Annotated in this window: 23 protein-coding genes; 6 read left to right on the forward strand and 17 right to left on the reverse strand. The window is 44.3% G+C overall.

Annotation, left to right across the window (positions count from 1 at the left end; genetic code table 11):
- Nucleotides 1-78: 78 nt before the first annotated feature.
- From KP77_RS04035 to KP77_RS04055, 5 genes are all read right to left on the reverse strand, one after another.
- On the reverse strand, nt 79-921 hold the full coding sequence (locus tag KP77_RS04035; RefSeq protein WP_041121438.1) for a DUF1206 domain-containing protein: 843 nt from the start codon (nt 919-921) through the stop codon (nt 79-81).
- A gap of 14 nt (nt 922-935) precedes the next feature.
- Nucleotides 936-2,798 carry an LTA synthase family protein gene (locus KP77_RS04040; RefSeq protein ID WP_052473954.1) on the reverse strand — a complete coding sequence of 621 codons (1,863 nt, stop codon included), beginning with the start codon at nt 2,796-2,798 and terminating at the stop codon, nt 936-938.
- A 147-nt stretch (nt 2,799-2,945) separates the two neighbouring features.
- Nucleotides 2,946-4,649 (reverse strand): methyl-accepting chemotaxis protein, encoded by a 1,704-nt coding sequence (locus KP77_RS04045; protein ID WP_041121439.1) that lies wholly within the window; start codon nt 4,647-4,649, stop codon nt 2,946-2,948.
- A gap of 168 nt (nt 4,650-4,817) precedes the next feature.
- Nucleotides 4,818-5,735, reverse strand: a complete 918-nt coding sequence (locus KP77_RS04050; protein WP_041121440.1) for a DMT family transporter — start codon at nt 5,733-5,735, stop codon at nt 4,818-4,820.
- Nucleotides 5,736-5,750: 15 nt separating this feature from the next.
- On the reverse strand, nt 5,751-6,395 hold the full coding sequence (locus KP77_RS04055) for an MOSC domain-containing protein (RefSeq protein ID WP_041121441.1): 645 nt from the start codon (nt 6,393-6,395) through the stop codon (nt 5,751-5,753).
- 327 nt (nt 6,396-6,722) lie between these two features.
- On the opposite strand from KP77_RS04055, the gene KP77_RS04060 reads away from it, so the two are divergent.
- A complete protein-coding gene (locus KP77_RS04060) occupies nt 6,723-8,147 on the forward strand; it encodes an NAD-dependent succinate-semialdehyde dehydrogenase (RefSeq protein ID WP_041121442.1) in 1,425 nt (474 codons plus the stop codon).
- A gap of 43 nt (nt 8,148-8,190) precedes the next feature.
- On the opposite strand, the gene KP77_RS04065 is transcribed toward KP77_RS04060, so the two are convergent.
- The 5 genes from KP77_RS04065 to cydD all read right to left on the reverse strand — a co-directional run bounded on the left by KP77_RS04065 (nt 8,191) and on the right by cydD (nt 14,859).
- Complete coding sequence (locus KP77_RS04065; RefSeq protein ID WP_041121443.1) at nt 8,191-9,003, reverse strand: GNAT family N-acetyltransferase; 813 nt, start codon at nt 9,001-9,003, stop codon at nt 8,191-8,193.
- A complete protein-coding gene (locus tag KP77_RS18300; RefSeq protein ID WP_200889046.1) occupies nt 8,990-9,127 on the reverse strand; it encodes a hypothetical protein in 138 nt (45 codons plus the stop codon). The genes KP77_RS04065 and KP77_RS18300 overlap by 14 nt, the downstream gene beginning before the upstream one ends.
- Before the next feature lie 81 nt (nt 9,128-9,208).
- Nucleotides 9,209-11,362, reverse strand: coding sequence for an ATP-dependent helicase (locus tag KP77_RS04070; protein WP_041121444.1), 2,154 nt, complete (start codon nt 11,360-11,362; stop codon nt 9,209-9,211).
- Between the two features lie 70 nt (nt 11,363-11,432).
- Nucleotides 11,433-13,145: a thiol reductant ABC exporter subunit CydC gene (gene cydC / locus KP77_RS04075; RefSeq protein WP_041121445.1), complete on the reverse strand. Its 1,713-nt coding sequence runs from the start codon at nt 13,143-13,145 to the stop codon at nt 11,433-11,435.
- On the reverse strand, nt 13,138-14,859 hold the full coding sequence (cydD, locus tag KP77_RS04080) for a thiol reductant ABC exporter subunit CydD (protein ID WP_041121446.1): 1,722 nt from the start codon (nt 14,857-14,859) through the stop codon (nt 13,138-13,140). The genes cydC and cydD overlap by 8 nt, the downstream gene beginning before the upstream one ends.
- Before the next feature lie 155 nt (nt 14,860-15,014).
- Here cydD and KP77_RS18080 point away from each other — a divergent pair, with 155 nt between their 5' ends.
- Nucleotides 15,015-15,206, forward strand: coding sequence for a hypothetical protein (locus tag KP77_RS18080; RefSeq protein WP_041121447.1), 192 nt, complete (start codon nt 15,015-15,017; stop codon nt 15,204-15,206).
- Nucleotides 15,207-15,234: 28 nt separating this feature from the next.
- Here the strand turns inward: KP77_RS18080 and KP77_RS04090 are convergent, their stop codons facing one another.
- From KP77_RS04090 to KP77_RS04100, 3 genes are all read right to left on the reverse strand, one after another.
- Nucleotides 15,235-15,834: a response regulator transcription factor gene (locus tag KP77_RS04090; protein ID WP_041121448.1), complete on the reverse strand. Its 600-nt coding sequence runs from the start codon at nt 15,832-15,834 to the stop codon at nt 15,235-15,237.
- Nucleotides 15,831-16,964, reverse strand: a complete 1,134-nt coding sequence (locus KP77_RS04095) for a sensor histidine kinase (protein ID WP_041121449.1) — start codon at nt 16,962-16,964, stop codon at nt 15,831-15,833. Before KP77_RS04095 ends, KP77_RS04090 begins: the two co-directional genes overlap by 4 nt.
- A 133-nt stretch (nt 16,965-17,097) precedes the next feature.
- Nucleotides 17,098-18,141, reverse strand: coding sequence for a fatty acid desaturase (locus tag KP77_RS04100; protein WP_041121450.1), 1,044 nt, complete (start codon nt 18,139-18,141; stop codon nt 17,098-17,100).
- A gap of 580 nt (nt 18,142-18,721) precedes the next feature.
- Here KP77_RS04100 and KP77_RS04105 point away from each other — a divergent pair.
- From KP77_RS04105 to KP77_RS04120, 4 genes are all read left to right on the forward strand, one after another.
- Nucleotides 18,722-19,666: a M23 family metallopeptidase gene (locus tag KP77_RS04105; protein WP_041121451.1), complete on the forward strand. Its 945-nt coding sequence runs from the start codon at nt 18,722-18,724 to the stop codon at nt 19,664-19,666.
- A gap of 105 nt (nt 19,667-19,771) precedes the next feature.
- The gene (locus KP77_RS04110; RefSeq protein ID WP_041121452.1) at nt 19,772-20,899 is read left to right on the forward strand and encodes an NADH-dependent flavin oxidoreductase; all 1,128 of its coding nucleotides are present in this window, start codon (nt 19,772-19,774) and stop codon (nt 20,897-20,899) included.
- Between the two features lie 135 nt (nt 20,900-21,034).
- Nucleotides 21,035-21,415, forward strand: coding sequence for a hypothetical protein (locus KP77_RS04115; RefSeq protein ID WP_041121453.1), 381 nt, complete (start codon nt 21,035-21,037; stop codon nt 21,413-21,415).
- 93 nt (nt 21,416-21,508) lie between these two features.
- A complete protein-coding gene (locus KP77_RS04120) occupies nt 21,509-21,874 on the forward strand; it encodes a YidH family protein (RefSeq protein ID WP_041121454.1) in 366 nt (121 codons plus the stop codon).
- Between the two features lie 35 nt (nt 21,875-21,909).
- On the opposite strand, the gene KP77_RS04125 is transcribed toward KP77_RS04120, so the two are convergent.
- The 4 genes from KP77_RS04125 to KP77_RS04140 all read right to left on the reverse strand — a co-directional run bounded on the left by KP77_RS04125 (nt 21,910) and on the right by KP77_RS04140 (nt 25,634).
- Nucleotides 21,910-22,107 carry a hypothetical protein gene (locus KP77_RS04125; protein WP_041121455.1) on the reverse strand — a complete coding sequence of 66 codons (198 nt, stop codon included), beginning with the start codon at nt 22,105-22,107 and terminating at the stop codon, nt 21,910-21,912.
- 12 nt (nt 22,108-22,119) lie between these two features.
- Nucleotides 22,120-23,562, reverse strand: coding sequence for an NAD(P)H-binding protein (locus tag KP77_RS04130; RefSeq protein ID WP_041121456.1), 1,443 nt, complete (start codon nt 23,560-23,562; stop codon nt 22,120-22,122).
- Between the two features lie 112 nt (nt 23,563-23,674).
- Entirely contained in the window at nt 23,675-24,970 is a 1,296-nt protein-coding gene (locus KP77_RS18665; protein WP_041121457.1) for a globin-coupled sensor protein, read from the reverse strand.
- Between the two features lie 226 nt (nt 24,971-25,196).
- Entirely contained in the window at nt 25,197-25,634 is a 438-nt protein-coding gene (locus KP77_RS04140) for an Rrf2 family transcriptional regulator (protein ID WP_041121458.1), read from the reverse strand.
- Nucleotides 25,635-25,801: the final 167 nt, after the last annotated feature.

Raw genomic sequence — 25,801 nt, forward strand, 5'->3', positions numbered from 1 at the left:
AAACGGGAAAGGTCACCCGTTTTCCGCTTCGCGTCTTATGCCTGTCGGAGCTGAGCAAGCGCCCTCCGCTTTTCTTTATTATTCATCTTTCCCAAAATTCATCCGGGCATATCTTCCACGAATGATTTCGTAGATGGCGTAGAGAATTAAGCCGACAGCTGCAAGTCCCAGCAGTACCTGGCCATATGGCTGTGAGGCGATTTCTCCGAGTGCTCCATCAAGACCTTTTGACTGATCAGGGTTTGCTGTGATGGCTGTTTGGATAAAGAAAAAACCAACCATTGCAAGCACAATACCCCGGGCAATCAGACCGATCTTACCGGCTTTTCTTGCAATCTTCTTTTCGTGTTCGTTCATGTCATTAATAATAAACTTGCTCATAAATTTCTCTTTATACCCACTGTAGAGATTATAAAGTCCATACACAATGACGCCAGCTCCTAACAGGCCGACCAGAAATTGACCAAACGGCTGTCCGAGTAGCATTGCAGAAATCGTCTGCTCTGAGTTTCCTCCGCCACCGCCTGCATGCATAGCAATCTGGATCGCAGAAATTGCCAATCCTCCATAAATGACACCGCTAATTGCATAAGCAAGTCTCGATCCAATTCCCTTTGCATCATTTCCTTTGTGCTGCGGATCAAATATCGCGCGCACAAATTCCCACATAACATAAAAAATCAGACCAATTCCCACAATCCATAAAAGTATTTCACCAAAAGGGAGTGTGGCAACCTGTTGCATTGCACCTGATGTGTCAGTCGTCTCACCACCGCCTACGCCAAGCGCTGCAAGCAGGGCAAGAACCCCCACGATCCCATATACAGCACCTTTTGACATGTAACCAAAACGTCCCATCCGTCGAACCCAGGGCTTTACATCTTCCTTTGTATCATTCGATTTCATCGTCATCTGACTCATGCTTTTCACATCCTTTATTCTTCTATTGATTCACCTTTTAACTGTCCAACCGCATTCTTTTTAATAATCGTATCTGACATCCTTAAGTGAGAAGCAGCTTCATACAGCATTGGTGCACAATTTTCTTTGTCAGTCATTTCTTCACTTTCAAGACTATAGCAGTTTCCGTTTTCACGTTCACTCGTCAGATCCGCTTCATAATAGTAACCGTCATAAATGTAAGATCCATCTCTGAATACTGTCAGTCTTGGATCATCACTTAATAGAGACTTACCCATCATGTATCCTTTATCAAGTCCAAGTAAAGAAAGGATTGTAGGCGCGATATCGACCTGACCACCAGTCTGTTCCATCACTTCCCCTTCGCTCATATTTGGCAGCTTCATAAACAAAGGTACTTTTCTGTCCAGATTAAGATAATCAACTGTAGATTCAGCTTCCGCCATTTCAGCCATTTCTCTTTCCGGCTCCTGTAATCCACTGTCATGATCACCATAAGCTACAATCAGTGCATCATCCCATATCCCTTCATCCTTGAGCCTGTTAATCAGCGATCCAAAGGCCTGGTCTACAAAATGAATATTGTGGTAGTAATTTTGAATGATCTCTTCATCAATGCTGTCCAGGTTCAGCTCTTTTTTCTCATCCGGAAAATCATATGGCGTATGACTTGTCAAAGCGACCATGAACGCATAAAACGGATCACTCATCTCCACCATGCGATCCACTGATGATAAAAAGAAGTCTTCATCGTTCAACGTCAGACCAATGACATCACCGTCCGGAAAATCTTTTATACTGTAAAAGTGATCAAAGCCAAAGTTTTCATAAACATCATCCCGGTTCCAAAATGTTCTTTCAAATGCATGAAAGGCAGCTGTTTCATACCCCGCAGCCTCCATTTTCTCAGGGAGAGAATCATATGAATGGTCCGGATATCTAGTATAAACAGACCCTGCTTTCATCGGATAAAAAGACGTATTCAACATGAATTCAGCATCTGACGTTCTGCCCTGATGTGTCTGATGATAAAAGTTAGGAAAATACATCACTTCTTCTTTATAATCATTTAAAAACGGAGTCAGCTCCTGCCCGTCTATTTCCTGATCCAATACTGATGTCTGAAAAGATTCCAGCTGAATTACAATCACATTTGGCTGTCCGTCAATCTCCGCTTCTTCAGACGAACCTCTGTTACTATCAAAAAACTGCTGCATCTCCCTTAATTGAAGTGATGTCAGAGACTTTTCTTCAAAGAACTGATCATCCAGCTCCCTGCCAATATCAAGCGCGTGATGCCCAAGCATACCCGCCTTGAAATAATTTCTCATATTAGAGAGTGAATCCTGTACAAGCCATTCATCTCTATCTGCTGCATTAATAACAAGCGGTGTAAAAAACAGCAGAGCTCCTGCAGCAAGTGCAACAAACGCTGATTTAGAACGTTTTTTAGCCGGATAATCTGAAAAACGGCGCTTACGGTCTTTCAGCAAAAGCGCTCCCCAGATAAATGTATCTGCAAAAAGCAGAAAATCGGCCGGATAAATCAGATCTTTAAGCCCGCCTCCTACAGCACCCATCTGCGGGATCTGGATGAGAAGCGCAACTGATAAGAAATCAGTAAAATATCGGTAGTACCAGATATTAGACGCAATCAGAATCGTCAGTAATATACTCAGATAAAATAATATCCACCTTCTGACGCGTGGTGAGATCCACAGAGACCAGAATGAAATCAGTATAAGTGCACCTAAACTGACAAAAAATAAATTAACGCCGAAATAAGTATTCGTAGCGGGACCCACTACAATTAATTTAATAAGAAGTATAAGTATAAATAATAAGTAGTCTCCATACATCAACCATATTTTTTTCAATTGTTAACCTCCTTCCGTGTTAACCTTTACCCTCTGTAACCGCGTCGTAACCTGAATGCAATAAGGAAAATTCATTTAAAAAAGCTGAGACATTTATGCCTCAGCTTCCATTTATAACCGGTTCACGATTAAGATTTCATATGCACATTAAGATAATTTAAACTGCTTTAATAATGTATTAAGCTGAACTGCTTCTTCTTTCAGTGAGCGTGCACTGCGGTTCACTTCCTCCATTGAAGCACTTGACTGCTGGGAAGTCGCTGATACTTCTTCGATCCCTGCAGCTGATTCTTCAGAAACAGATGCAATACTTTCAATGGACGAATTCATAACCTGAGTTGATTGAATCACTTCATTAATAGAAGTGCTTATGCTTTCAACCTGCTCTGTTACATTTGAGATCGTTGACTTCAGCTCTCCAAAAAGGGCACCTGCATGTGAAATCTTTGATGTTCCATCTTCCACCATACTATAACCATCCTCAAGATAGCTGACGACTTTCTTAGCCTCCTGCTGGATGCCGCTGATGATATTTGTAATATCTGAGACGGATTTTGTTACACCTTCAGCAAGCTTTCTGACTTCATCTGCCACGACAGCAAATCCTTTTCCATGCTCGCCTGCACGTGCAGCCTCAATCGCAGCATTCAGCGCAAGCAGATTTGTCTGATCAGCAATTTCCTGAATCACATCCGTCAGCTTGGCAATATCATTCGTCTGTTCATCAAGTCCCTTCACCATTTCAAGTGACCCTTTCACTTTCTCATCAATGGCTGACATCGTATCAACCGACTCTATCATCGCCTTGCTTCCTTCATTTGTAACGGATCTCATGGATGCTGAATCGGATTTTACCTGATTCTGCTTTACCTCCACACTACTCATAACAGCAGTGAAATCATTCATTTTCTCAGAAAGATCAGATGAAGCGTGAGCCTGCTCTTCAGATCCGCTCGAAAGCTCCTGCATAGTTGAAGCGATCTGATGACTGCCTTCCTGCACCTCATCTGCATATTGACTCAGCACATCGCTCTGGGAATGAACCGTATCTGATACGGCTGATACCTGAGTGAGCAGTTCTCTCAGATTCCCTTTCATTATGTTAAATGAAGTGCTCAACTGACCAATTTCGTCTTTACTGTTGTAATCCATATCTTCAACTGTCAGGTTCCCACTGGCGACTTCATCTGCTAAAGCGACTACGTTGTTAATATTCCTGCGGACAACCCGGTTTACAAGCAGTGTAATGATAACACTGATCAGAATAGAGATCCCTACGGCAGCAAACATCGTAACGATACCCGCTGCAGCAGAAGCAGCGGCATCGTCAGTTGCCTGGTTACTGTCTTCCTGAATCAAGTCCGTTAAAACGAGAATTTCATCAACCGTTGTTGATCGGATCTCTTGAGTCTCATCCCGTGCCGCATCAAGTGCAGCATTCCCTTCTTCTGAATAATTCGGTATGACATTATTAACAAATGCGGCATCCATGTCTGACTTTGCCTGCTGAATTCTATTCATGATGTCAATTTGCCCGGAGTCTGTCATCCCATCGATCAATTCTGCTACGGCTGTATCAAACCGGCCGCTCATTTCATTATACTCATCCACATATACGTCCTGTCCCTCACTGACAAAATCAGCAACCCGGATATCCATACCCCTGAAAATTGCAGCCAGATTATTCACAGTGACAGCTCTGTCTCCTCTTCTATCCATTGCATCTACATCTTCCTGAATCCCCTGAAAGACAAACAGCAGGACAACTGCTGTCACAATAAACATGATAATTGATGCTAATACAGCGGTGAAATACTTCATTCCCACCGATAAATTACGAAATACGCTCATTTACTATCCCCTTTTCGTTTAACGTTTTTAGTATAAAGGAATCATTATGTAATAGTCTTGTACTACCCTCAACAAGAATAAACAAACAATTCCACGGAAATTTATAGTCCTTTCGACTTACAAACTATATTAAAAAAACGATTAGCAGTTAATGCTAATCGTCTTTTATCAATGTCCATGTACAGATCGTTTACTCCGCTGAAACCAGTGATCCACCGCTCCGCTGCCACCTAAAACCCCCGCTACAATCAGTGCAAAGCCTGCGATTTGTCCTATATACACCGGCTCTCCCAGAAGCAGAGCAGCACCTGTAATTGAAAACAGTAGATTTAAGTTTGTAAACACCGCTGATTCACTCGGCCCGATCAGGCGGATTGCATTATTGTAGATCATATGCCCAATACCTGTTGCGATAAATGCTGAGCTGAAGAATATTGCGTAATGATACCCTTCCCCCTGCACCAGTGTCTGATAACCCCCAGGCTCTGTCAGAAGGCTGATACCCCCCAGCAAGATAGCACCTGTGATCATCATCCACCCTGTTAAGACAAACACGTTCAAATCTACTGAGATCTTTTTAATTAATACAAAGCTGATCGCCTGTGTAACAGCTGCCAGCAGGATATACCAGTCACCTGCAGCGATTTGAATATTGCCACTGCTTCCAGCGGCCATAACAAGAAACACGCCGCCAAAGCCAACTAGAATACCTGCAGCTTTCAACAGGGTAAGGCGTGCTTTAAGAAAAATGACAGCCGCAATCGCCGTCAAAATTGGAATCAATCCAAGAATCAGCCCCGTGTTGACTGCAGTAGTCCCTTTCAAACCGATCGACAGAAAGTAATGGTGACCGACAATATTGAACAGACTGATTAACAGAATCACCCCAAAGTCTTTTACCCCGGGAACAGTCCATTTTTTCTGGAGTGCCAGCACAGTCAGTACCACAAGACCTGCTGTGAGAATTCTGAGTGATGTCATGGCGACAGGAGAAAATTCCTCCACCAGTACTTTTAAAGCAACAACATTCAGCCCCCATGCCACCATAATAGAGATCAGCCATATATATGCATTTGATTGCGTCATTTCTTCACCTGATTTCTATAGTTGATTACGTTTTTCCATTAATTTTGGCTTTAACGTTTTAGATAATGCTACAGCTTCGAGCACGCGGTCATACTCGGCCGCTGTTGGAGATTTTGAAAACAGGAGTTCATTTACTTCCTGCACAGACACACCTGCAGGATCCCTCCTGATCAGCTTCAGGTGATCGCCGGGTTTGACCATTCCTTCCTGCAGCACTCTAAAGTAAAACCCGGTAAAGCCGGACTCTCTCATCCTGATAATCAGTTCAGGTTTATTGTACTTCGCAGCGATTTTAAAACATGGCTGTCTGGGCTCTGTAACCTCAATTACTGCCCCGCCAAACTCAAAGCGGTCGCCGATATGTGTATTGCGCTCATTGAGACCCACAGTCGTAATATTTTCACCAAACAGCGCACTGCCATCCTGCATCTCCATCCACCCATCCCAAAAACCGTAGTGATCATATGGATACAGACATAGCGCTTTTTCTGTACCACCATGGTGTTCAGGTGTCTGTTCATCTTCAGCAAGTCCTGTATACGATAAAAACATCTCACGCCCGATCGGCTGCTTCAGCAGTGCACTCGGAAAAGTCTTTTTACCAAAAGTAAGTTCAGTAATTTTAGCTGTATGTATTGCACGAACATGATAAGTTGTCATGGTTAATCCCTCACTTTAATCCTTTGACTTTGTTAAAGCCCAACGTTGTTTTAGCACAGATGGTGATTGTAGCGGAAGGGGACGACTCCAGCAGGAGAAGTCGGACAGGTGAGACCCCGCAGACGCGAAGCGTCGAGGAGGCGGGGATGGCGCCACAAAACGGCGCACCCATGCGGAAAGCGTTCCCCTGGAGCGGAAATCAACAGCCACCTTTAACAAAGCCAGTCCTTTGTATAATCAAACATCCATAGTATACCGCACTTTAAGATTGAACTGAAATTGAACAGGGTAGAGATAGAGTAAATCATAAAATCAGGAGTGATTACATTGGATACATATCTTCATATTATTAACGGGCAGGAGACTGGACAGGATCTCGAAAAAATTGATGTGATTAATCCTGCTACAACAGAAACGATTGCGACAGTTCCTAAAGGCGGGACTGATGAAGCTGTACAAGCAGTGGATGCAGCACATCATGCTTTTAAAGACTGGTCTCAGCGCAACACATATGAACGCAGCGCCCTGCTGATGAAATGGGCGGACTTAATTGATGAGCATACAGACGAACTTGCACGCCTTATGACCATCGAACAGGGCAAGCCGCTACAAGAAGCAGCCGGCGAGATTTCATATGCGAACGGATTTATTAAATGGTTTGCCGAAGAAGGTAAACGCGTCTATGGTGAAACAATCCCTTCTTCAAAAGGGAACAGACGATTATTTGTTCACAAGCAGCCGGTTGGGGTGACAGCAGTCATCACACCATGGAATTTCCCGGCAGCAATGATTACCAGAAAAGTGGCACCGGCTCTTGCAACCGGCTGTACAGCAGTCATTAAGCCGGCAACAGCTACTCCGCTTACAGCATTCCGACTTGTTCAACTGGCAAAAGAAGCAGGCATTCCGGACGGCGTATTAAATGTCGTAACCGGAAAATCCTCTGATATCAGTAAAGCATGGCTTGAAGATGCACGTGTCAGAAAGCTGACTTTCACAGGTTCAACTGAAGTTGGAAAATCACTGATGAAAGGCGCAGCAGATACAATGAAGAAAATCTCACTGGAGCTTGGCGGTCATGCACCAGCGATTGTGATGGATGATGCGGACCTTGAAAAAGCAGTAGACGGAGTGATCGCAACTAAATTCAGAAATGCAGGTCAGACATGCGTATGTGCAAACCGCATCTATGTACATGAGGACATTGCTGAGGCATTCACAAAACGATTCACTGAAAAGGTTGAAGAACTGAGACTGGGCGATGGTCTTGAAGAAGGCGTTGATCTTGGACCGCTTATCGATGAAGATGCAATCGAAAAAGTTCAGAAGCATATTGCTGATGCAAAAGAAAAAGGCGCAACTGTTGAAACAGGCGGCGAGCTACGTGACGGTCTGTTCTTTAAGCAGACAGTTCTTTCCGGCGTGACAGATGATATGCTGTGTATGAATGAAGAAACGTTTGGCCCGGTGGCACCGATCACCACGTTTAAGACAGAAGAAGAAGTGCTTGAACGTGCCAATGATTCCATCTATGGCCTTGCAGCTTATGTATTCACTGAAAACATTTCAAAAGGGATCCGTATCAGCGAACAGCTCGAATACGGGATTGTCGGGTTAAATGATGGCTTACCATCTGCCCCTGAAGCACCGTTTGGCGGATTTAAGCAGAGCGGTCTTGGCCGTGAAGGCGGTCACCAGGGGATTGAGGAGTTCCTTGAGACGAAGTTTGTTTCAGTTGGGATGGACGAATAGTATGCAAAAGGGTGGGACATATGGCCTCACCCTTTTTCTGTAATTAAATATGCTTTTTGAAGTAAACCAGCTCTTTATCAATTTTGAAACCTGCGCGCTGGTATAGTCTGATTGCGGTTTGGTTGGATTTACTGACGCAAAGGGTTACTGTCCGGGTTTGTTCATCAGTGAACAGTTTCTTCATTACTTCTCTAAGGAGTGCATAGCCTGTCCCCTTCCCTCTGGCCTGTTCAGTAACTGCCAAATACTCCACTGACGCTTCTTTAAATGCCGGGTCAGATTCCGCATATATATAACCGATTAAGTTCTCATCAGTTGATGCAACCAGCAATGGACGGTCCTTATTTGACCGTTCAATCACTGTTTCGGCATTATAGTATGTATCAGGAAAAGTGTCATTGTGCAATTTTTTAAAAGCACCGAATTGTTGTGTCTCAAACGGCTGGATGTTTATATGTAAAGCTGATTCTTCATCAAAAAAACGATCTGCTTTTAAAATGGTTTCTTCCCCTTTTTTATCAGCACCGATACTCTTCATCCATTCAATGGCACGGCGGTTTTTGCTGCCGTAAAAGCCGTATAGGTCTGTGTTTTCAGGAGCCATTTTTAGAAGTTCATTCGCCCGTTCTGACCAGTCTGTGTCACTTTGAATAAAGGGTCCCCACATTTCAGCTGAGCCCTCTTCGTAATCAAGCATTAAGAGATCATCTCCGATCCAGTACATGTGATCATCCATCGATTCTTCACGGATTGTGTTAGCAATTTCATCCTGATCAGTTCCGCAATAACCGACGTATTGAGTTGCGTCCTGATTGGCACGTGCAATTAATGCTGCCGCATCTTCAATTGTCTTCATCGTTCATTTCCTCCCAGCATTCATGACAGTAAAGATCCTTGTCCTGATAGATGCCATCGAGGAAACCATCTGCACAATATACTGTTTTACCGCATCTGATACATTGCCCCACTTCTTCACGCATCTTACCACCCCTTTTCAATTTCCATATTACACCTTTCATTTTTGTTTTACAAAAAACCGCCTGATTTCTCAGACGGTTTTATTATTCAGCCGGTTCAAGCAGGCCCATGGTCAGGCACAGGTCAATCGCGAGTCTTTTTGTTCCTTTAGAAAACCTGATCTCAAGGCCGTCTTCTGAAAATCCTTCAATGCGTCCTGTTCCGAATACGCGGTGCTTTACTTTACGGCCGACTTCAAGGTCAGATACTTTCCGCAATGCATTCGGATTTTGAGGGACTCTGCCCTCATCCACCTGCTCTGATTCAGGCGGCTGAATGATTTTGTTGACTCTCAGCAGGAATGGAGAAGGATTCGTTTTACTGCCTGCACGGTTTCGGTAGGACAGCAGTTCAAGTTCTTTTTCAGCGCGTGTCATGCCGACATAAAAGAGCCTTGCTGCTTCCTCCATCGGATCTCTATTACCTTTATCCTGTTCCGTTTTATCATTCTTAGATGGAATAATATCAGCGATCAAATCGAGCATGTACACTTTTTTGAACTCAAGCCCTTTTGAACTGTGAAGTGTTGAGAGCGTTACGGCGTTTTCATGCTTATTGAACTTTGATGTTTTAAGCAGTGATTCCAGCTGCTTCAGCCGGTTTGCGAATGCGACCATACCGGTTTCCTTCCGTGCAATCTGCTCAAGCGTTGACAGGACATCGTGCAGGTATTCAAGCGAAAATCCAAGGTTCTCACTCATTTTTTCAAGCGCACGGTCATATCCTGCCTGCTCTCTGATCAGACGGATCACATGATAAGGCTCCCCGCCCTCCATTCTGACAAAAGCCCGTTTCAGTCCGTTAATCTGCTTCTTCTGGTAATCTTTCAGGGAATTCAACTGGAGCAGACGGTCAAACACTGATCCTTCTTCCGGCTGCTTTCTGAGTTCAAAGAGCTGCTGTCGCGTTACGTATCCCAGACACTTCATTGAAATTTTTTCAAACAGATCCACCCGCCCATTGTTAAAGGTCAACCGCATAAAGTTCAGAATGTCCTCTACAATCCAGTGGCTGAAAAACCGTACATCTGAATCCTTCATATAAAAGGGAATCCCCGCACGCTCAAGCTCATTCATAATCAGAATCGAAGAACTATTCGTTCTGTAGAGTACTGCTGCATCCCGGTAATCATCAAGCTTTGACAGCTCCTGCGCAAGGTAGGCAGCCTGATCCTCATAATCCGGAAATACTTTAATCCGGACAGCTTCTCCCTCTGCATTTTCTGTAAACATATTCTTTTCATAGCGGTTTTTATTGCGCTTAATAAATTCATTCGCTGCGTTCACAATTTCAGGGGTGGAGCGGTAATTCTGCTCCATCATCAAAATAACCGCTTTTGGATACACCTTTTTAAAATCAAGCAGATACTGAGGCTCAGCAGCCCGCCAAGTATAGATTGACTGATCATCATCCGCAACGACACACAGGTTCTGGTGTGGCTCTACCAGCTTTTCAACAATCGCATGCTGCACAAGTGATGTATCCTGACTTTCATCTGTCAGTAAATGATCGTAGCGCTGCTGGTATTTTCTGAGCAGCTTTTGATCTGACTGAAAGGCTTCAAGCGCGAGTGTCAGCATATCATCATAATCAAGCAGCAGCTTGTCAGGCTCCTGACGTTTCACTGCTTCATATTCTGCTGCAATCGCCTCAGCATTCGCCACTTCGCATTGAACTGTGCTCCATTTTTTACGCGGAAGCAGCTTATTTTTAATCAGACTGATATAGTTTGACATCTCCTCAAGCTGATCATCTGTCATTGCTTCATTGTTAAAACGCTGGAAAAGTGTCCTGAGCAGCAGTTTTTTATTCGCCTTGTAATCTGCCGGGTCTTCAATCGGACCTTCAATCAACTGCCATGATTTCTGCTCTTTTTTCAGATAATCTCTGACCACTGCAAAAGCAAGGCTGTGTATCGTTGAAAAATCAACTTCGGGAAGGGATGGGAACATCCTTTTATAACGCTGCTTCATATCGTTAGCAGCAGCTTTACTGAAGGTCACACCTTTAATTCTGGCAGGATCTGCACCACGCTCTTCAATCAGATGGCCAATCCGCATCATAATCGTTGTGGTTTTCCCGGAACCCGGTGAAGCCAGCAGGAGCAGAGGCCCGTTCCCATGCAGGACCGCCTGCTTTTGGACCTCATTCAGTTCCACGCCAATCTCACGTTTTTTTCTTGTAAAATAATCTGCCATGTCCGTTCGACTCCTGTAATCTATTGTATGGTTATCGTACCATAAAATAAAAACCGCCTCATCGGCGGTTTTACACTAAAATCTCCTGTTCAATCTGTTTCATTTCATAAAACATTCCGCGTGCAGTCATCAGTTCATCATACGTTCCCTGCTCAGCAACCTGTCCGTCGTCCATCACCAGAATCTGGTCCATTTTCTCAAGTCCGCTCAGCTGATGACTGATCAGGCATACCGTCGCATCCTCTGTACGTTCTTCAAAGTAGCGCATAATTTCTGCTGATGTGACATTGTCAATGGAACTCAGCGGCTCATCAAGCAGCCATAAGCTTCGCTTTCTGAGCAGTGCTCTGCTAATCGCCAGACGCTGACGCTCTCCGCCTGAAAGGTTTTCACCTTTTTCAAGTACCGGATCATCAAGTGAGAATTTCGTCAGACTTACCTTTTCAAGCATCCACAGCATTTCTTCGTCTGTCAGACCTTCTCTTGCAATCTGAAGATTGTCTCTGATGGTCCCGAAGAAGAAATGATTTTCCTGCATCACCACATTTGATTTTTCCCAGATATCTTCAGACTCAATATGCCTGATTGTTTTATTCTGGAGACTGATATCACCTTCAGACGTTCTGAGCACACCCAGTAACAGCTGAAAGATCGTCGACTTACCTGATCCGCTCGCGCCGACAATTGCGGTTTTGGATCCTGCCGGAATGTAAAACGAAGCCTCTTTCACCGCCGGCCGCTCTTCTCCTTCATGCGTGTAGGAAACGGTATCAAAGCGAATAGCAGGTGCTTCATCTGACAGACTCTCATAAGGTTCCTCTGCTTTAACCGGCTTCATATCCGTCACTTCATTCAGACGGGATGATGCCTTCCTGCTGTCTTCTAAGTGCGGTGGCAGAACTGCCATTGGTGCCGCATTTTCAAATACGCTCAGTGACAGCATCACAAGCATAGCGAGGAACACACCATCCAGCTGTCCTTCACCAACAAGGTAAACTCCTGCAGCAAGAACACCCCAGGAAATTAATAATCCCGCTGCCTGATTAACAGACTGGTTGAACATACCCTGGCTGCTGCTGCGTTCCTGATTGGCAATATAGTCAGCAGCGGACTGATGAAGTGAGGCTTCTTTTGACTCAAGCTGCTGATATATTTTCAGATCCCTGAAGCCGTATAGCACTTCAGCTGTATACGTAGATAGTGCAGCACGTGACTCTCTCACCTGCTCTTCTATTTTCTGTCTGCGCAGTGCGAATGCAGCCGGTATGACAAGCCCTGTTAATAAAAGACCTGCCGCAAAAATAAGCGGAAACCAGAATGAATAAAAAGCAGTAAAGATCATTGAACTTAAGAACACTAATATTAATACAAGCGGTGGATAATAGACGCGCAGGAAGAAGTTCTGAAGACTTTCAACATCCCCTGTTATTCGCGCAAGCAAATCTCCGCTTCTGAATTTCTGAAAAATACCGGGTGCAAGCGGTTCAAGCTTCTCAAAGAACCGTACACGTATACCAGCCAGAATATTAAACGTTGCACGGTGTGACACCATACGCTCGCCATACTTAGACCCGGCTTTTACTAATCCGAAGACCTTGATAAATGCGATCAGCAGTGTCAGCGTATAGACAGGCGGCAGAAGTGCAGCTTTAGAGATTAAATAACCGCTTGCTGCAAAGAGCCCTGCTGCTGTCACTCCGCCAATATAACCGAATAATACTGAATACCAGACATTCTTTTTCTCAGCAGCAATCTGTCTTAAGACGATTCCGAGTTCATTCATGACCAGCACCTCCCTGAACCATCTGCTGATAAGCAGGCTCTTTTAACAGACCTGTGTGGTCGCCCCGGGTTTTCAGCTTCCCGTCTTCAAGCATCAGAATCTGATCGGCCTGTCTGATTGTATAAAGTCTGTGAGCAACTGTGATCACAGTTGCCCGCTTCGATAACTCTTCCATCGAGGCGGTTAAAATCTGTTCTGTCTTCAGATCAAGACCGGTTGTCGGCTCATCAAAAAGAATCACTGAAGGCTGCTTCAAAAATGCACGTGCCAGTGCAAGACGCTGCTTTTCTCCTCCTGATAATCCTCTCCCGCCTTCTCCAACTGGTGTATCAAGCCCTTTTTGTAAGTCTTTGATTAAAGGCGATAGCCCAGCCTTTTCAGCTGCAGATTCTATCTCTTCACGGGTTGCCTGCTGTTTACTGCCAATCGCAATATTGTCAGCAAGCGTTCCTGAGAAAATAAACGGCTGCTGGGAAATATAGCTGAGCTGATCAAACCAGCTCTTCTCCTCATACTCAGAGAGTGCTTTTCTATTTAACATGATCTGGCCCGAAGAAGGCGCAATCAGACCGCTCAGCAGGTTAAGCGCAGTCGATTTACCCGATCCGCTTTTCCCGATCAAGGCAATATTTTCATATGGCTTGAACTCAGCATCCAGCGGGCCGATCATAAAACCGTCCTCTCCATACTGAAATGCGGTCTGATTCAGTGTCATATGCGGAGGCTTACCAGCTTCAAGCTTTTCCTTCCCCCACACCACACGATCTTCGTCTTTAGTCAGTTCTTCTTCAATCAGCTTTACAGCCCCGATACTTCCACGGCCCGTGTGGAAAGCATTACCGAGTTCACGGATTGCCACATAAAATTCAGGTGCAAGGACAAGGACGAAGAAAGCTGTGAAAAACGTAACACTTTCAAAATAAATTAATCTGAGTCCAAGCTCGAGTGCGATCAGCCCGACACCAAGCATCGAAATATATTCAAGCGCCAGCGATGAAATAAACGCAATCTTCAACACTTCAAGCGTGGCATCACGGAATTTCAGGCTGCTGTCTTCAATCGTGTCGCGCTGTTTCTTCGCCTGACCGAACAGCTTAAGTGTGGTCAGTCCCTGAAGCGTATCCAGAAATGTTCCGGAAAAAGCAGATAGCTGTTCAAGCTGCTCTTCAGACTTTTTCTGTGTCTTAATTCCGATAATGATAAAGAACAGCGGAATAAACGGTGCAGAAATCAACAGCACAGTTCCAGAGATCCAGTCAAACCAGAACGCCGTGATTATGATCATCAGCGGGATAATAGCAGTCAGAATCAACTGAGGAATATATTTACTGAAATAACTGTCCACTTCATCAACTGCATCCATCAATACACTGACTTTACGCCCTGACTGCCCCTGAAGTGAAGCCTGCACAGGGTTACGCGCATATTTTTCAAGCAGCTGCTCTCTGATTTGCTTCTTCACTTTCGCTGCCATCCACGCACCTGACCGGCCATTAGCAAAAGTCAGCATCGCTCTTGCAATCAGTGCAACTGCAAGCCATCCAAACAGTGGGAGTACACTGCTAAATGATGAACCATTCAAAAATACTTCATCAACAATTTTGACGATAAAGTATGCCTGGGCGATGATACTTGTGCCCGTCAATATCGCAATGACTGTCATTAACAGCTGTGTTCCTTTATATTGCTTCGCATATTGCGAAAGTTGATTCATAGATCAAATCTCTCCGATCATTGATTATTGACGATATTGTGAATAAATTCACATATTCTAATATTCTCTATTATATACGATTATACGTGATTTTTCATGTCATAGGTTTATTTGAACACATTCATATGTATAGATACCGAGCGGAGGTCTTCCAAATGGCAGATGCTGCACCTCCGCGTCTGATTTTATTTAGCTATGTAAAAGGGTGGCTGTTGATTTCCGCTGCAGGGGGAACGCTTTCCGCAGGGCGTGCGGTGAGCCTCCTCGGCTTCGCCTGCGGGGTCTCACCTGTCACGCTGCTCCTGCTGGAGTCGTCCCCCTTCCGCTCCAATCAACAGCTGTGCTAAGACAACATTGGACTTTAACAAAGCCTTTTTATTTAAACCAGCCTTTCTCCCTGAAACGGGAAATCGCTTCAATTCTGTTAGACACTTCGAGTTTATCAAGGATGACTGATATATAATTCCGGACTGTTCCGTTTGTAATAAAGAGTGTGCCGGCAATTTCTTTTGTTGTTTTGCCTTCTGCGATCAGTTCCATCACTTCGCGTTCACGTTCTGTCAGCGGGTTTGCTTCTGTCAGCGCCATATCCACAAGTTCAGGCGCATAAATTCTGCGTCCTTCCATGATCGTCCGGATTGAACGCGCCAGTTCCTCACTCGGGCTGTCTTTCAGTAAATATCCGCTCACCCCTGCATTTCTGGCCCTTTCAAAATAGCCTGGACGTGCAAAGGTAGTCAAAATGATGATTCTGCATGGCTCATCTTTTAATTCTTCAGCGGCATCGAGTCCAGTTTTCAGCGGCATTTCGATATCCATAATGCAGATATCAGGCTTCAGTGATTTCACTATCTCAACTGCTTCTTCACCATTTTTAGCCTTGCCTATTACCTCCATATCCTCTTCAAGATCCAGCAGGGAGCCAAGCGCACCGAGCAGCATCGTCTGATCTTCGGCTAACACAATCTTTATCATAGCGCTTCCTCCTTTGACACCTGTCTCAGCACAGTCGGCACATGAATAGTAATCACCGTGCCAAGTCCGCTTTCAACATCAAGTGTTCCATTGACAAATTCCAAGCGTTCGCGCATGCCCCTCAGACCGTTCCCTTCAGCTGAGCGATCTCCTGAAAACCCTTGTCCGTTATCTTCAACTGTTACTTTGAGTTCCTTCGGCAACTGTGTAACGTCTACTCTGCAATGCGTGGCACTGCTGTGTTTCACTACATTTGTTATCGCTTCTTTTACACACATACTGACCACATTCTCTACTAAAAGCGGTACATTCTCAAGCAGTGGATTCCCTGTGATTTCAGGCTTGATCTGTGCTGCGTGTAAGAGCTCACGGATATGAGTCATCTCTTCATCAAGTTTTGTTCCGCGCATATCAGATACGAGTTCACGCACTTCCTTTAACGCAGTACGGGCCGTCTGATTGATATCGTTCAGCTCACTCTTAGCCCCGTCCGGATTAGCAACAAGCAGCTTTGCAGCCAGGTCACTTTTCAATCCGATCAGCGAAAGTTTTTGCCCGAGCGTGTCATGAAGGTCTCTCGCAATACGCTGACGCTCCTCCATCACCATCAGATCAGAGATCCGCTTCTGGGCATACTCAAGCTGTCCTTCAAGCTTTTCCCTCTTAATCCGGTTATATGAATTAAGCGGCAGTAAAATCACGCCGATAATACTGACCAGTACAAACGGGAACTGTGTGAAAAACAATTGATCCTGCGTAAAGAACGCAATGTTGACGGTAATAATCGTCGAGCCGACCAGTATGCCATAAAGGGTGAAAAATCCGACCTTATGCTGCACGCTCGCAATCATAAACGATAGAAAGATCGCAAAGTACACAAAGCCGAACAGGATTGTCATCGCGATACTGATGGCAATCGCAATACCAACCCAGACATAGTTCACCCACCCCTTTGTTAAGTACGTCAGTCTGTATGCTGCAAAAAACACCAGAATCATCGCAACACCGGTAATAATCTCTACCCAGCCGGATGATCTGAAAATAAAATAAAATGGCAGCATACAAAAGATGATCCATATATATATGTTAAGACCTGTATTTTTCGGAAAAATATTATACCATTTTTGCATGTAAACTCCGCCTTTCTCCTGTTATCAGTATAGCACGGGTGAAAGGCTGATCAGAAGGCTGAATGGCTTCACCGGCACAGTTGTAACAGAAAACGCCCGCCAGGTTTACAGGAACCGGCGGGCGCTTCTATTGTTAAGACCTCGTCTGCATGCGGCGCAGTTCGAGTGACATTTTTTCTTTTTTGATCTGCCTTTTTACTTCATTAAAGCTGACAAACGTTTTACGTGATTCATCGTACAGACGGAATTTAATTGATTCCAGACTTGATTTCATCGTAATGGTCGTTGCCTGATGAAGTGGCGGTGTTGATTCATGTGCTTTTTCAAGATGATAGTTTGGCACTCTCGGGCTTAAATGGTGCACGTGGTGATACCCGATATTACCTGTTACCCACTGCAGCACTTTCGGAAGCTTATAAAATGAACTCCCATCAACAGCTGCTTTAACATAATCCCATTCAGATTCATCCTCGAAATACGAATCCTCAAACTGATGCTGTACATAAAACAGCCAGATCCCAAGGAATCCTGAGATAAACATGATCGGCCCGTGAACAAGCAGGAATGCTTCCCAGCCAAGCCATAAAACCATTCCAGTATACAGAACAACGATAGAAGCATTTGTAATGTACGTATTCTTACGCTCTTTTTTACGCGCATCTTTTCTGTTCATGCGGTTAGTCACAAGGAACAAATAAAGCGGTCCAAGCCCGAACATCACAAGCGGATTACGGTACATTCTATAAGAAAGACGCTCTTTCCATGATGCCTTTTTGTACTCTTCCACTGTCATAATCCAGATATCACCTGTGCCGCGCTTATCAAGATTACCACTTGTCGCATGGTGAATAGAGTGTTCACGCTTCCACTTTTCATAAGGGAACATCGTGACAATTCCGGTGATCGTTCCAACCAGATTATTCAGCTTTTTATTTTTAAAGAAAGAACCGTGACAGCAATCATGGAAGATAATAAAGATCCTTACTACAAACCCTGCAGCAATGATCCCAAGACCTAACGTTAAGAAATAAGAAACCTCAAGACTCTGGTAGGCCAAAAACCATAATATAAAGAACGGCGGTATCGTGTTAATCATTTGTCTGATGCTTGCTTTCATATCTGCTTTTTCATAAGGAGAGACACTTTTTCGCAACTCTGCTGTTTTTTGTTTACTCATGTTTTCCTCCTCCTGTAACTCTTATGACCTCATCATAAAGCTTTCCCCGAAACAAAATAAGTCATGAGTGTAAGGAATGATATATGACAAGTGTCATATATCGAAAAGCGAAAGCAGGCGTTTAGGTCCGACAAGCATAAGACGCAATGAGAGAAATGGGCGTTCTTCCCCATTTTCTCATTGTGGCTTATGACTCGAAGACCTGCCTGCTAGAGCTGGACACCATCGAAAAGCGGAAGGCGCTTGGTCAGCTCCGACAGGCATAAGATGCGGAGCGGAAAACGGGTGAACTTTCCCGTTTACCGATGCGTGGCTTATGTCCCGAGGAGCTAGCGCCTGGAGCTAGATCCAAAGAAAAGCGGAAGCAGGCGTTCAGTTTCTCAGAACCACCAAGCGGGGTCTTGCTGCAACTAACTTTGTGGATATAACATCAAAGTTGTCTGATTGCCACACATCAGCCGATGAAAGCTACAAGTTCCCGGTTGTATCACTACATCCTGAGCCCTGATCACTACGTCCTCCACAACAATCACTACATCTTCTCCCACTCACCTGCACATACTACTCCCGAGGTGATCAAATGAAAACAATATTAGCGGCGACAATCAGCTTTCTGCTATTTTATTCAGCGGCATCTGCTCAAGATCAGCGCGCAACGCTTCTAAACGAACGTTTGATTTATTATAGTGCTTATCACCATCAGGGTGTGCCATGGTATTACCTGGCTGCTGTTGACCAGTTTGAACGGAATATCCAGCCGCTTCGTCAGGATATTGAGAAAAAAGAAAGCCCCCTTGCACTTACGATTCCAGATGAACGCTGGTTCGGCCCCCTTCATCCTGACACGTCAAACCTGTCACCGTATTTCATCAAATTTTTCGGGGGCATCGGTCAGGACATGAATGGGGACGGGAAAGCGGACCCGACTGATCCGGAAGACATATTCGGTTCAATGGCGGACTATATCAACAGCTACAGTTCTTTTAAGGAAGCGCTTAAAGCCTACTATGAACGTAAAGAATCTGTCAGTCAGATTCTGACGATTGCTGAACTGTATCAAAACTTTAATACGCTCGACCTTTACAAACACGTATTTCCACTTCATAAAGATTACTTATACAGTTACAGAAGTACCTGGGGAGGAAAACGGGGCTGGGGAGGCCGACGCATGCATGAAGGGACGGATCTTTTTGCAGGCTATGGTACACCGGTGCTAGCCACAACTTTCGGTAAGATTGAAGCGCTTGGTTGGAATGACTATGGCGGATGGCGCGTCGGGTTAAGAGATATTCATAACGTCTATCATTACTATGCCCATCTCTCAGGCTTCAAAAAAGGACTGAAACAGGGCGATATCGTGAAAGCCGGTGACCTGCTCGGGTATGTCGGCAGCTCCGGGTACGGAAAAGAAGGAACGAGCGGAAAGTTCCCTCCACATCTTCATTATGGAATGTATATTGATAATGGTAAGAACCAGTGGGCTTATGACCCTTACCCCTCACTTAAAAGGTGGGAATCAAGCTGACCTGCACATTCGATGAGCAGGTTTCTTTTAGTTACACGAAATTCCCCTTATAATAATCCTCGTGTTGTAATTACACTTTGCCACATTAAAGAGGAGGCTAATGATATGACTAGAAAATTTTTAGATTCATTTACATTTAAAAATGGTGTAACACTTAAAAATAGAGTGCTGATGGCGCCTATGACGAATTTTTCTTCACAGGATAACGGTGAAGTCACAGAGGAAGAACTTGAATACTACCGTGTACGTTCAGGTGGTGTAGGTGCTGTTTTAACAGCTGTAGCAAACGTAACTGACGACGGTAAAGGATTCCATGGGGAGATCGGTGCACATCGCGATGACCTGGTACCAAGTCTGAAAAAGCTGGCTGATACGATTAAAGGTGAAGGCGCAAAAGCAATTCTGCAGATTTTCCACGCAGGCAGAATGTCACCTCCTGAGCTGCTACCGGATAATCAGACAGTCAGTGCCAGTGCAGTTGCACCCGTCCGTGAAGGCGCAATGACACCGCGCGAATTGACTAATGATGAAATTGAACAGATTATCAAAGCTTTCGGTGATGCTACGCGCCGTGCGATTGAAGCAGGGTTTGACGGTGTTGAGATTCATGGCGCCAATACGTACCTGATTCAGCAGTTCTTCTCTCCTCACTCAAACAGACGTGATGACAAATGGGGCGGTTCTGTTGAGAAACGAATGGCGTTCCCGCTTGCTGTTATTGATGAAGTGAACAAAACGGTGAAAGAATTTGGCAGCGATTCATTTATCGTTGGATACCGTCTGTCACCGGAAGAACGTGAAGAACCTGGTATTACAATGGAAGATACGCTGACATTTACAGATCGTCTTGCAAAAGAGGACCTTCACTATCTTCACGTTTCAGTACAGGACTTCCATCAGGGATCAATGCGAGATGAATCAGACACTGCATCACGCGTTCAACTGATTCAAGACCGTGTCGGTAATCAGCTGCCGATTATTGGTGTAGGTTCACTTCATACGCCTGATGACGTTGAAAAGGCAATGGAAGGCGGCGTGCCGTTAATGGCGCTTGGTCGCGAAATCATTGTTGAACCTGATTGGATTCAAAAGGTTGAAGCCGGCCGTGAAAATGATATCAGAACTACGCTGTCAGTAGATGACCGCGAAACACTGACTGTTCCGGAGCCGCTATGGCAGGCAATCGTGAACACGAAGGGCTGGTTCCCTGTAAGAGAACATCAGAATGCATAAGAACAGGCCCGGACTTTTACGTCCGGGCCTTTTGATTGAATGACTTCTTCTAATTGTCATAATGATGGCTGGTAACCATCCCTATTTCCCGCTAAAATGGAATGGTGAGCAATTTAATGAAGGAGAGAGTTCGTGATGCATAAAAAGCACAGCAACTTATTATTAAAAACTGCAGCGATCTTCGGCATGATTGGTGCAGGGATCGGCGGTCATATGGCCGGCTCCTATGACTATGCCTTCAGAGCAGCCCACGCACATATTCTTGTTGTAGGATGGCTTTCTTTATTTTCATGGGCAGTCTATTACCGCGTATTCAAACCGGTATCCACAAAACTTGCCACTGCCCATGTATATACAGCAATCATTGGTACAGTCGGCTTAACATCAGGAATGATCATGGATATATTTTCAGTTCCTCAGCCGTTTTATTTTATTGTCTATATCGGTGGCGGTGTGACACTGCTCGTCAGCTTCATCCTGTTTGCACTGCTTGCATTTATGAAACACGAAGACTGACAAAAACTCCTGTCTGGAAAGGCAGGAGTTTTTGATTTTATAACAGTAATACGGGAAAATATAAGCTAAAAGGGTATGTAAAGGAGCTTCTCTATGAAAAAGGATCCTGATGTGGAAAAGACACTGATTCAGCAGCACCTGGCTAATGAAAGAACAATGCTCGCGTGGATCAGAACAGCGATTGCTTTGATCGGAATCGGGTTTTTGGTAACTAACCTTCATTATACAATTGAAACGTCCGGATCTTTAAATACGGATTCATTTATTAATTTCATCGGCTTTTTTTCAGTGTTTCTTGGCATATTAACGATTATTTTATCAATGATTTCTTACTTTAAAAATGCAAAATCCATCAATAATCAGACCTTTCATTCTTCACGCTACACAGTGATTCTGCTGGGTGTTTTTGTATTGATTGTGGCCGTTCTTTTTGCTATTTATTTCGTCATCAGTATATAAAAAGAAGGCTGTGTATCCAGCCTTCTTTTTGTGCACTATTCTTTTCTTCTAAACCTGGCAGCAATATATAAAACCATAAACAGCAATGCCATACTCAACAGCAGATTGGTTTCATAAATACTGCCACTGATCGGGGCTCCTCCAGCGCTGGTCACCAGCAGACTGACTACTGTCAGGAAAAAGAAGAAGATTGAAAAGAAAAGCAGGATCAATTTCCACCTCTGCCTGAACATATTGAATCCCTCCTAAGCTTCCACTATCTGTTTTTCAGCACCTTCATCTTCATGGTGCCGCTCACTCTTCATTAATCTTTCCAAATGTTTTTTAAATAAATACATGACAATTAAATGTACATTCGCCTGGGTGTACCGGTAAATAAACCAGGGCATCGCCGGTTCATATTCATGTATCGCGATAATACATTCCTGCGTGTCAGGAATTTGCCTGAATTCAATTCTTCCGCGGCTGTCATCCCGAACAGAAGCAAAACGGCCGCCGGTGATTTTATAAAGGACTCTGTGCTGATCACTTTCATCAGGTGCGAATGATAATTCCAGCAGCGGTTTCTTTTTACTGATTAAAAACACCTGTCCTTTTTTGGCATCATCCACTTCTGTCCATAAAAGCGGTTTTGCAAGCGTTGCAAGCCAGTCCATATATTCTTCACCAGCCCACTCTGCGTTCTTTCCGTCAGGGAGCATCACACGCTGAACAGAGCGCACGTCTTTACCTTTTGGATTCGGCTTCAGATAATCCGGCGCACCTGAATCCTCCTCTTCTTCCTGGAGTGCGGTTTTAGCAGCTTCTTTAAAAGTGATGGTTCCCTCACTGATGCCGTCAGCTTTATTTTTCGCTACCATCGGATGCTGGAGGCTTTCCACTAGCGGATAGACCATTTCTTTTGAAGCACCCGTAATCAGCATCACCCATAGACGCGACAGGTTGACGGTCATGAATGGGACGTCAATGACTCTTGGTTTTTTACCCAGCACTTCAGCTGTCTGGATCATCATTTCCTTATACGTCATCACTTCAGGTCCGCCGACATCAATTGACCGGTCTTTTACTTCTTCATTGCCTACGCTCTTATTCAGTGATCCGACAACATCTTTAAGGGCAATCGGATGTGTTTTTGTACGTGTCCATTTTGGCAGCAGCATGAAAGGCAGCCTCTTCGCAAGCTTTGACAGAATCGGGAAAGAGGAGCCCTTTGGTCCGACAATCAGCCCGGCACGAATCGTAGTAACCGGTGTGCCGTAAGCTCTGAGAACCTTTTCGACTTCAAGTCTGCTGCGCAGATGGCGGCTTAATTTATTGCGCTCTTCATTTTGAGGCACGATACCGCTCAGATAAATGATCTGCTTCACTCCCTGCTTTTTTGCTGCACGGGCAAAGTTATCTGCAAGAATCAGATCCATATCTTCAAATTTAGCCTGCGTTAACTTTGCCGCTGGCTTCATGGAGTGGATCAGATAGATCGCGTAGTCTGCTCCCTCAAGTGCTTTTTCTGCGTCAGGCATCGAAAAGAAATCTGCAGAACGCCATGTGACCTGTTCTGTATTTTCCTTTTCATCACCGCTTCTGGACAATGCAATCACGTCTGCCTTTTCTTTAATCTGTTCAAGCAGATTACCACCTATGTAACCTGTCGCTCCAGTCAGTGCAACAACCGGTCTATTGTTTCCCATTTCCAACCCGCTCCTTTATTCTTTCAAGTCTTACCCTATACCCTGAAATATACAGTAAGTAACAAATGAAGCCGCAAACGCATGCATAGAAAAAACCGGCTGAGTAGCCGGCTTACTTTTGTTCTGCTTTTCTAACAAGCTGTTCTGTCGCGATTGAGAGTCCGTGAGTTGTATCATTAATTTCCTGAATCGATGACACAATCATTTCAAGATCCTGCTTATTTCTGCTGAACATCTCAAGATAATTCTCCATCTCCATCTGGAATGTGGACAGGCCTGTTTTCACCTTCTTCACATTATCCTGAGAAGCATTATTTTCTTCGTTTAACTCCTTCAACTGCGTAACAAGGGCCTGTATTCCATTGTTATTCTGTGCAATCAGACCATTAATCTGCCCGCTCAGTGCTTTCGCATTTTCTGCAAGGTTTCTAACTTCACTTGCCACAACAGCAAACCCTTTACCATGCTCTCCTGCCCGAGCAGCTTCAATTGATGCATTCAGCGCCAGCAGATTTGTCTGATCGGCAATATCTTCTATGCCATGAGTCATTTTAATGATTTCTTCAGAAGTGTGCTTCAGTTCATTCATACCTTTTACTGAAAGTCCCACTTTTTCAGCAGATTGCTCAAACTGTTTTTCCATTTCGTTCATGAGCATTTCATTTTCTTTTGCGATCCCTGCCAGGTTTTTGCTGGATTTTTCCGTCTGGCCTGTTTCTTCAAGAATCTGTGCTGCACTTTCACTGGTTTTTGCAATTGTATGCTCTGCCTGGGTAACTGAAGCAGCAACCTCTTGGCTGACAGATGCAATTTCAGTCTGCAGCTGTTCATTGCGCTGGTTCGCTTCTTCAATCGCATTCATCCGGAGTTTCATATAATGCTCCGTCACAAGCTGCGCATCCAGGTTCATTGCGTGCGTTACTGCCAGCAGGGCTTTTTGAAGATCTGCCGGATTTTTTTGTAGCTGTTCAACAACTTTTGGAATCAAGAGTGTCTGGAACGCGGAATAAGTCGCCAGAAACCATGTAACCGGAACACCGGAGCGGTTATGCGTTTCTCCCATTCTTTTACGCATCGCAAAATATTGTTCATCCAGATTGCCGCTCAGCAGGCTTCTGAAATAATCAGCAAATACTTTTTTTAACCTGTCACGTGTTGTCTTTTCCCGGGCAATCACAGCCATTTCGGGACTTTTCATCAGATGATCGAGTACGGTTTCTAATATTTCATCCAAAATAGAGGTAATCACTGGCTGAAGCTCCTGAAGCGTCTGCAAATGCTCCTGCTTGAATCCCATATAATATAATCTGTCATTCAATTCGGTTTTGGATTTTGCAATTTCTTCTTTTGGCGGATAGGACATAAGGGCAGTGTAGAGAGAAGACTCTTTTTTCTTGAATGTTAACATTTGATAACCTCACTTATTATGATAATAGTCCTTGAAGAAGTGATTAATTCTTTATTCCTACTATTCTATTGTAAACAACCCATGACGAATTGTCTTTAGTTAATATGTAAAAAAGGTTTTGTTAAATCCGGCTGGTGATTTCCGCTGCAATCAACAGCTGTGCTATAACCACATTGGTCATTAACAAAGCCATAAAAAAAGACAAAGCCTCTAGAAGACTTTGTCTTTAATCGTTTTGAAAGAGGCTGCGAAGCTCAAGCGGGTTGTGTACCAGGTCGGCAAGCGTGTAATCGTCAAGCACCTGGAGATAAGCCTGCAATGCTTTTGCCAGCGCATGTTTCAAGCCGCATACAGGAGAAATCACACAGTGTCCCCCGCCCGGCTGAAAACATTCCACCAGTTCAAAATGATCTTCAGTTTTTCTGACTACACGGCCGACGTTAATCTCTTCAGGCTTTTTGGCAAGTCTGATCCCGCCTTTTCTGCCCCGGATTGTCTCAATCAGTTCAAGCTTTCCTAATTCATGCGTAACTTTCATCAGATGGTTTTTAGAGATCTGATAAGCGTCTGCAATTTCCTGAATATTAGAAAGCTCTCCTTCAGGCTTTGCGCCAAGATAGATCAGTACGCGCAAAGAGTAGTCTGTATATAAAGTTAACTTCATTAACCTCACCCTATTTCTTATTGAGACTCAATTATACATGTAAAGACATCTCCCTGCCAAAACAAAGCGCAGTTGTGTCAATTTTATTAAAGATGTATTTTATATATTGCTTTTAAATTTTACTCGGTTATCATTAAGATATATTCAAAATACACCTTTAAATGGAG

Origin of the sequence: Jeotgalibacillus alimentarius (genome assembly GCF_000829445.1) — a bacterium.
Classification (GTDB): Bacteria; Bacillota; Bacilli; order Bacillales; family Jeotgalibacillaceae; genus Jeotgalibacillus; species Jeotgalibacillus alimentarius.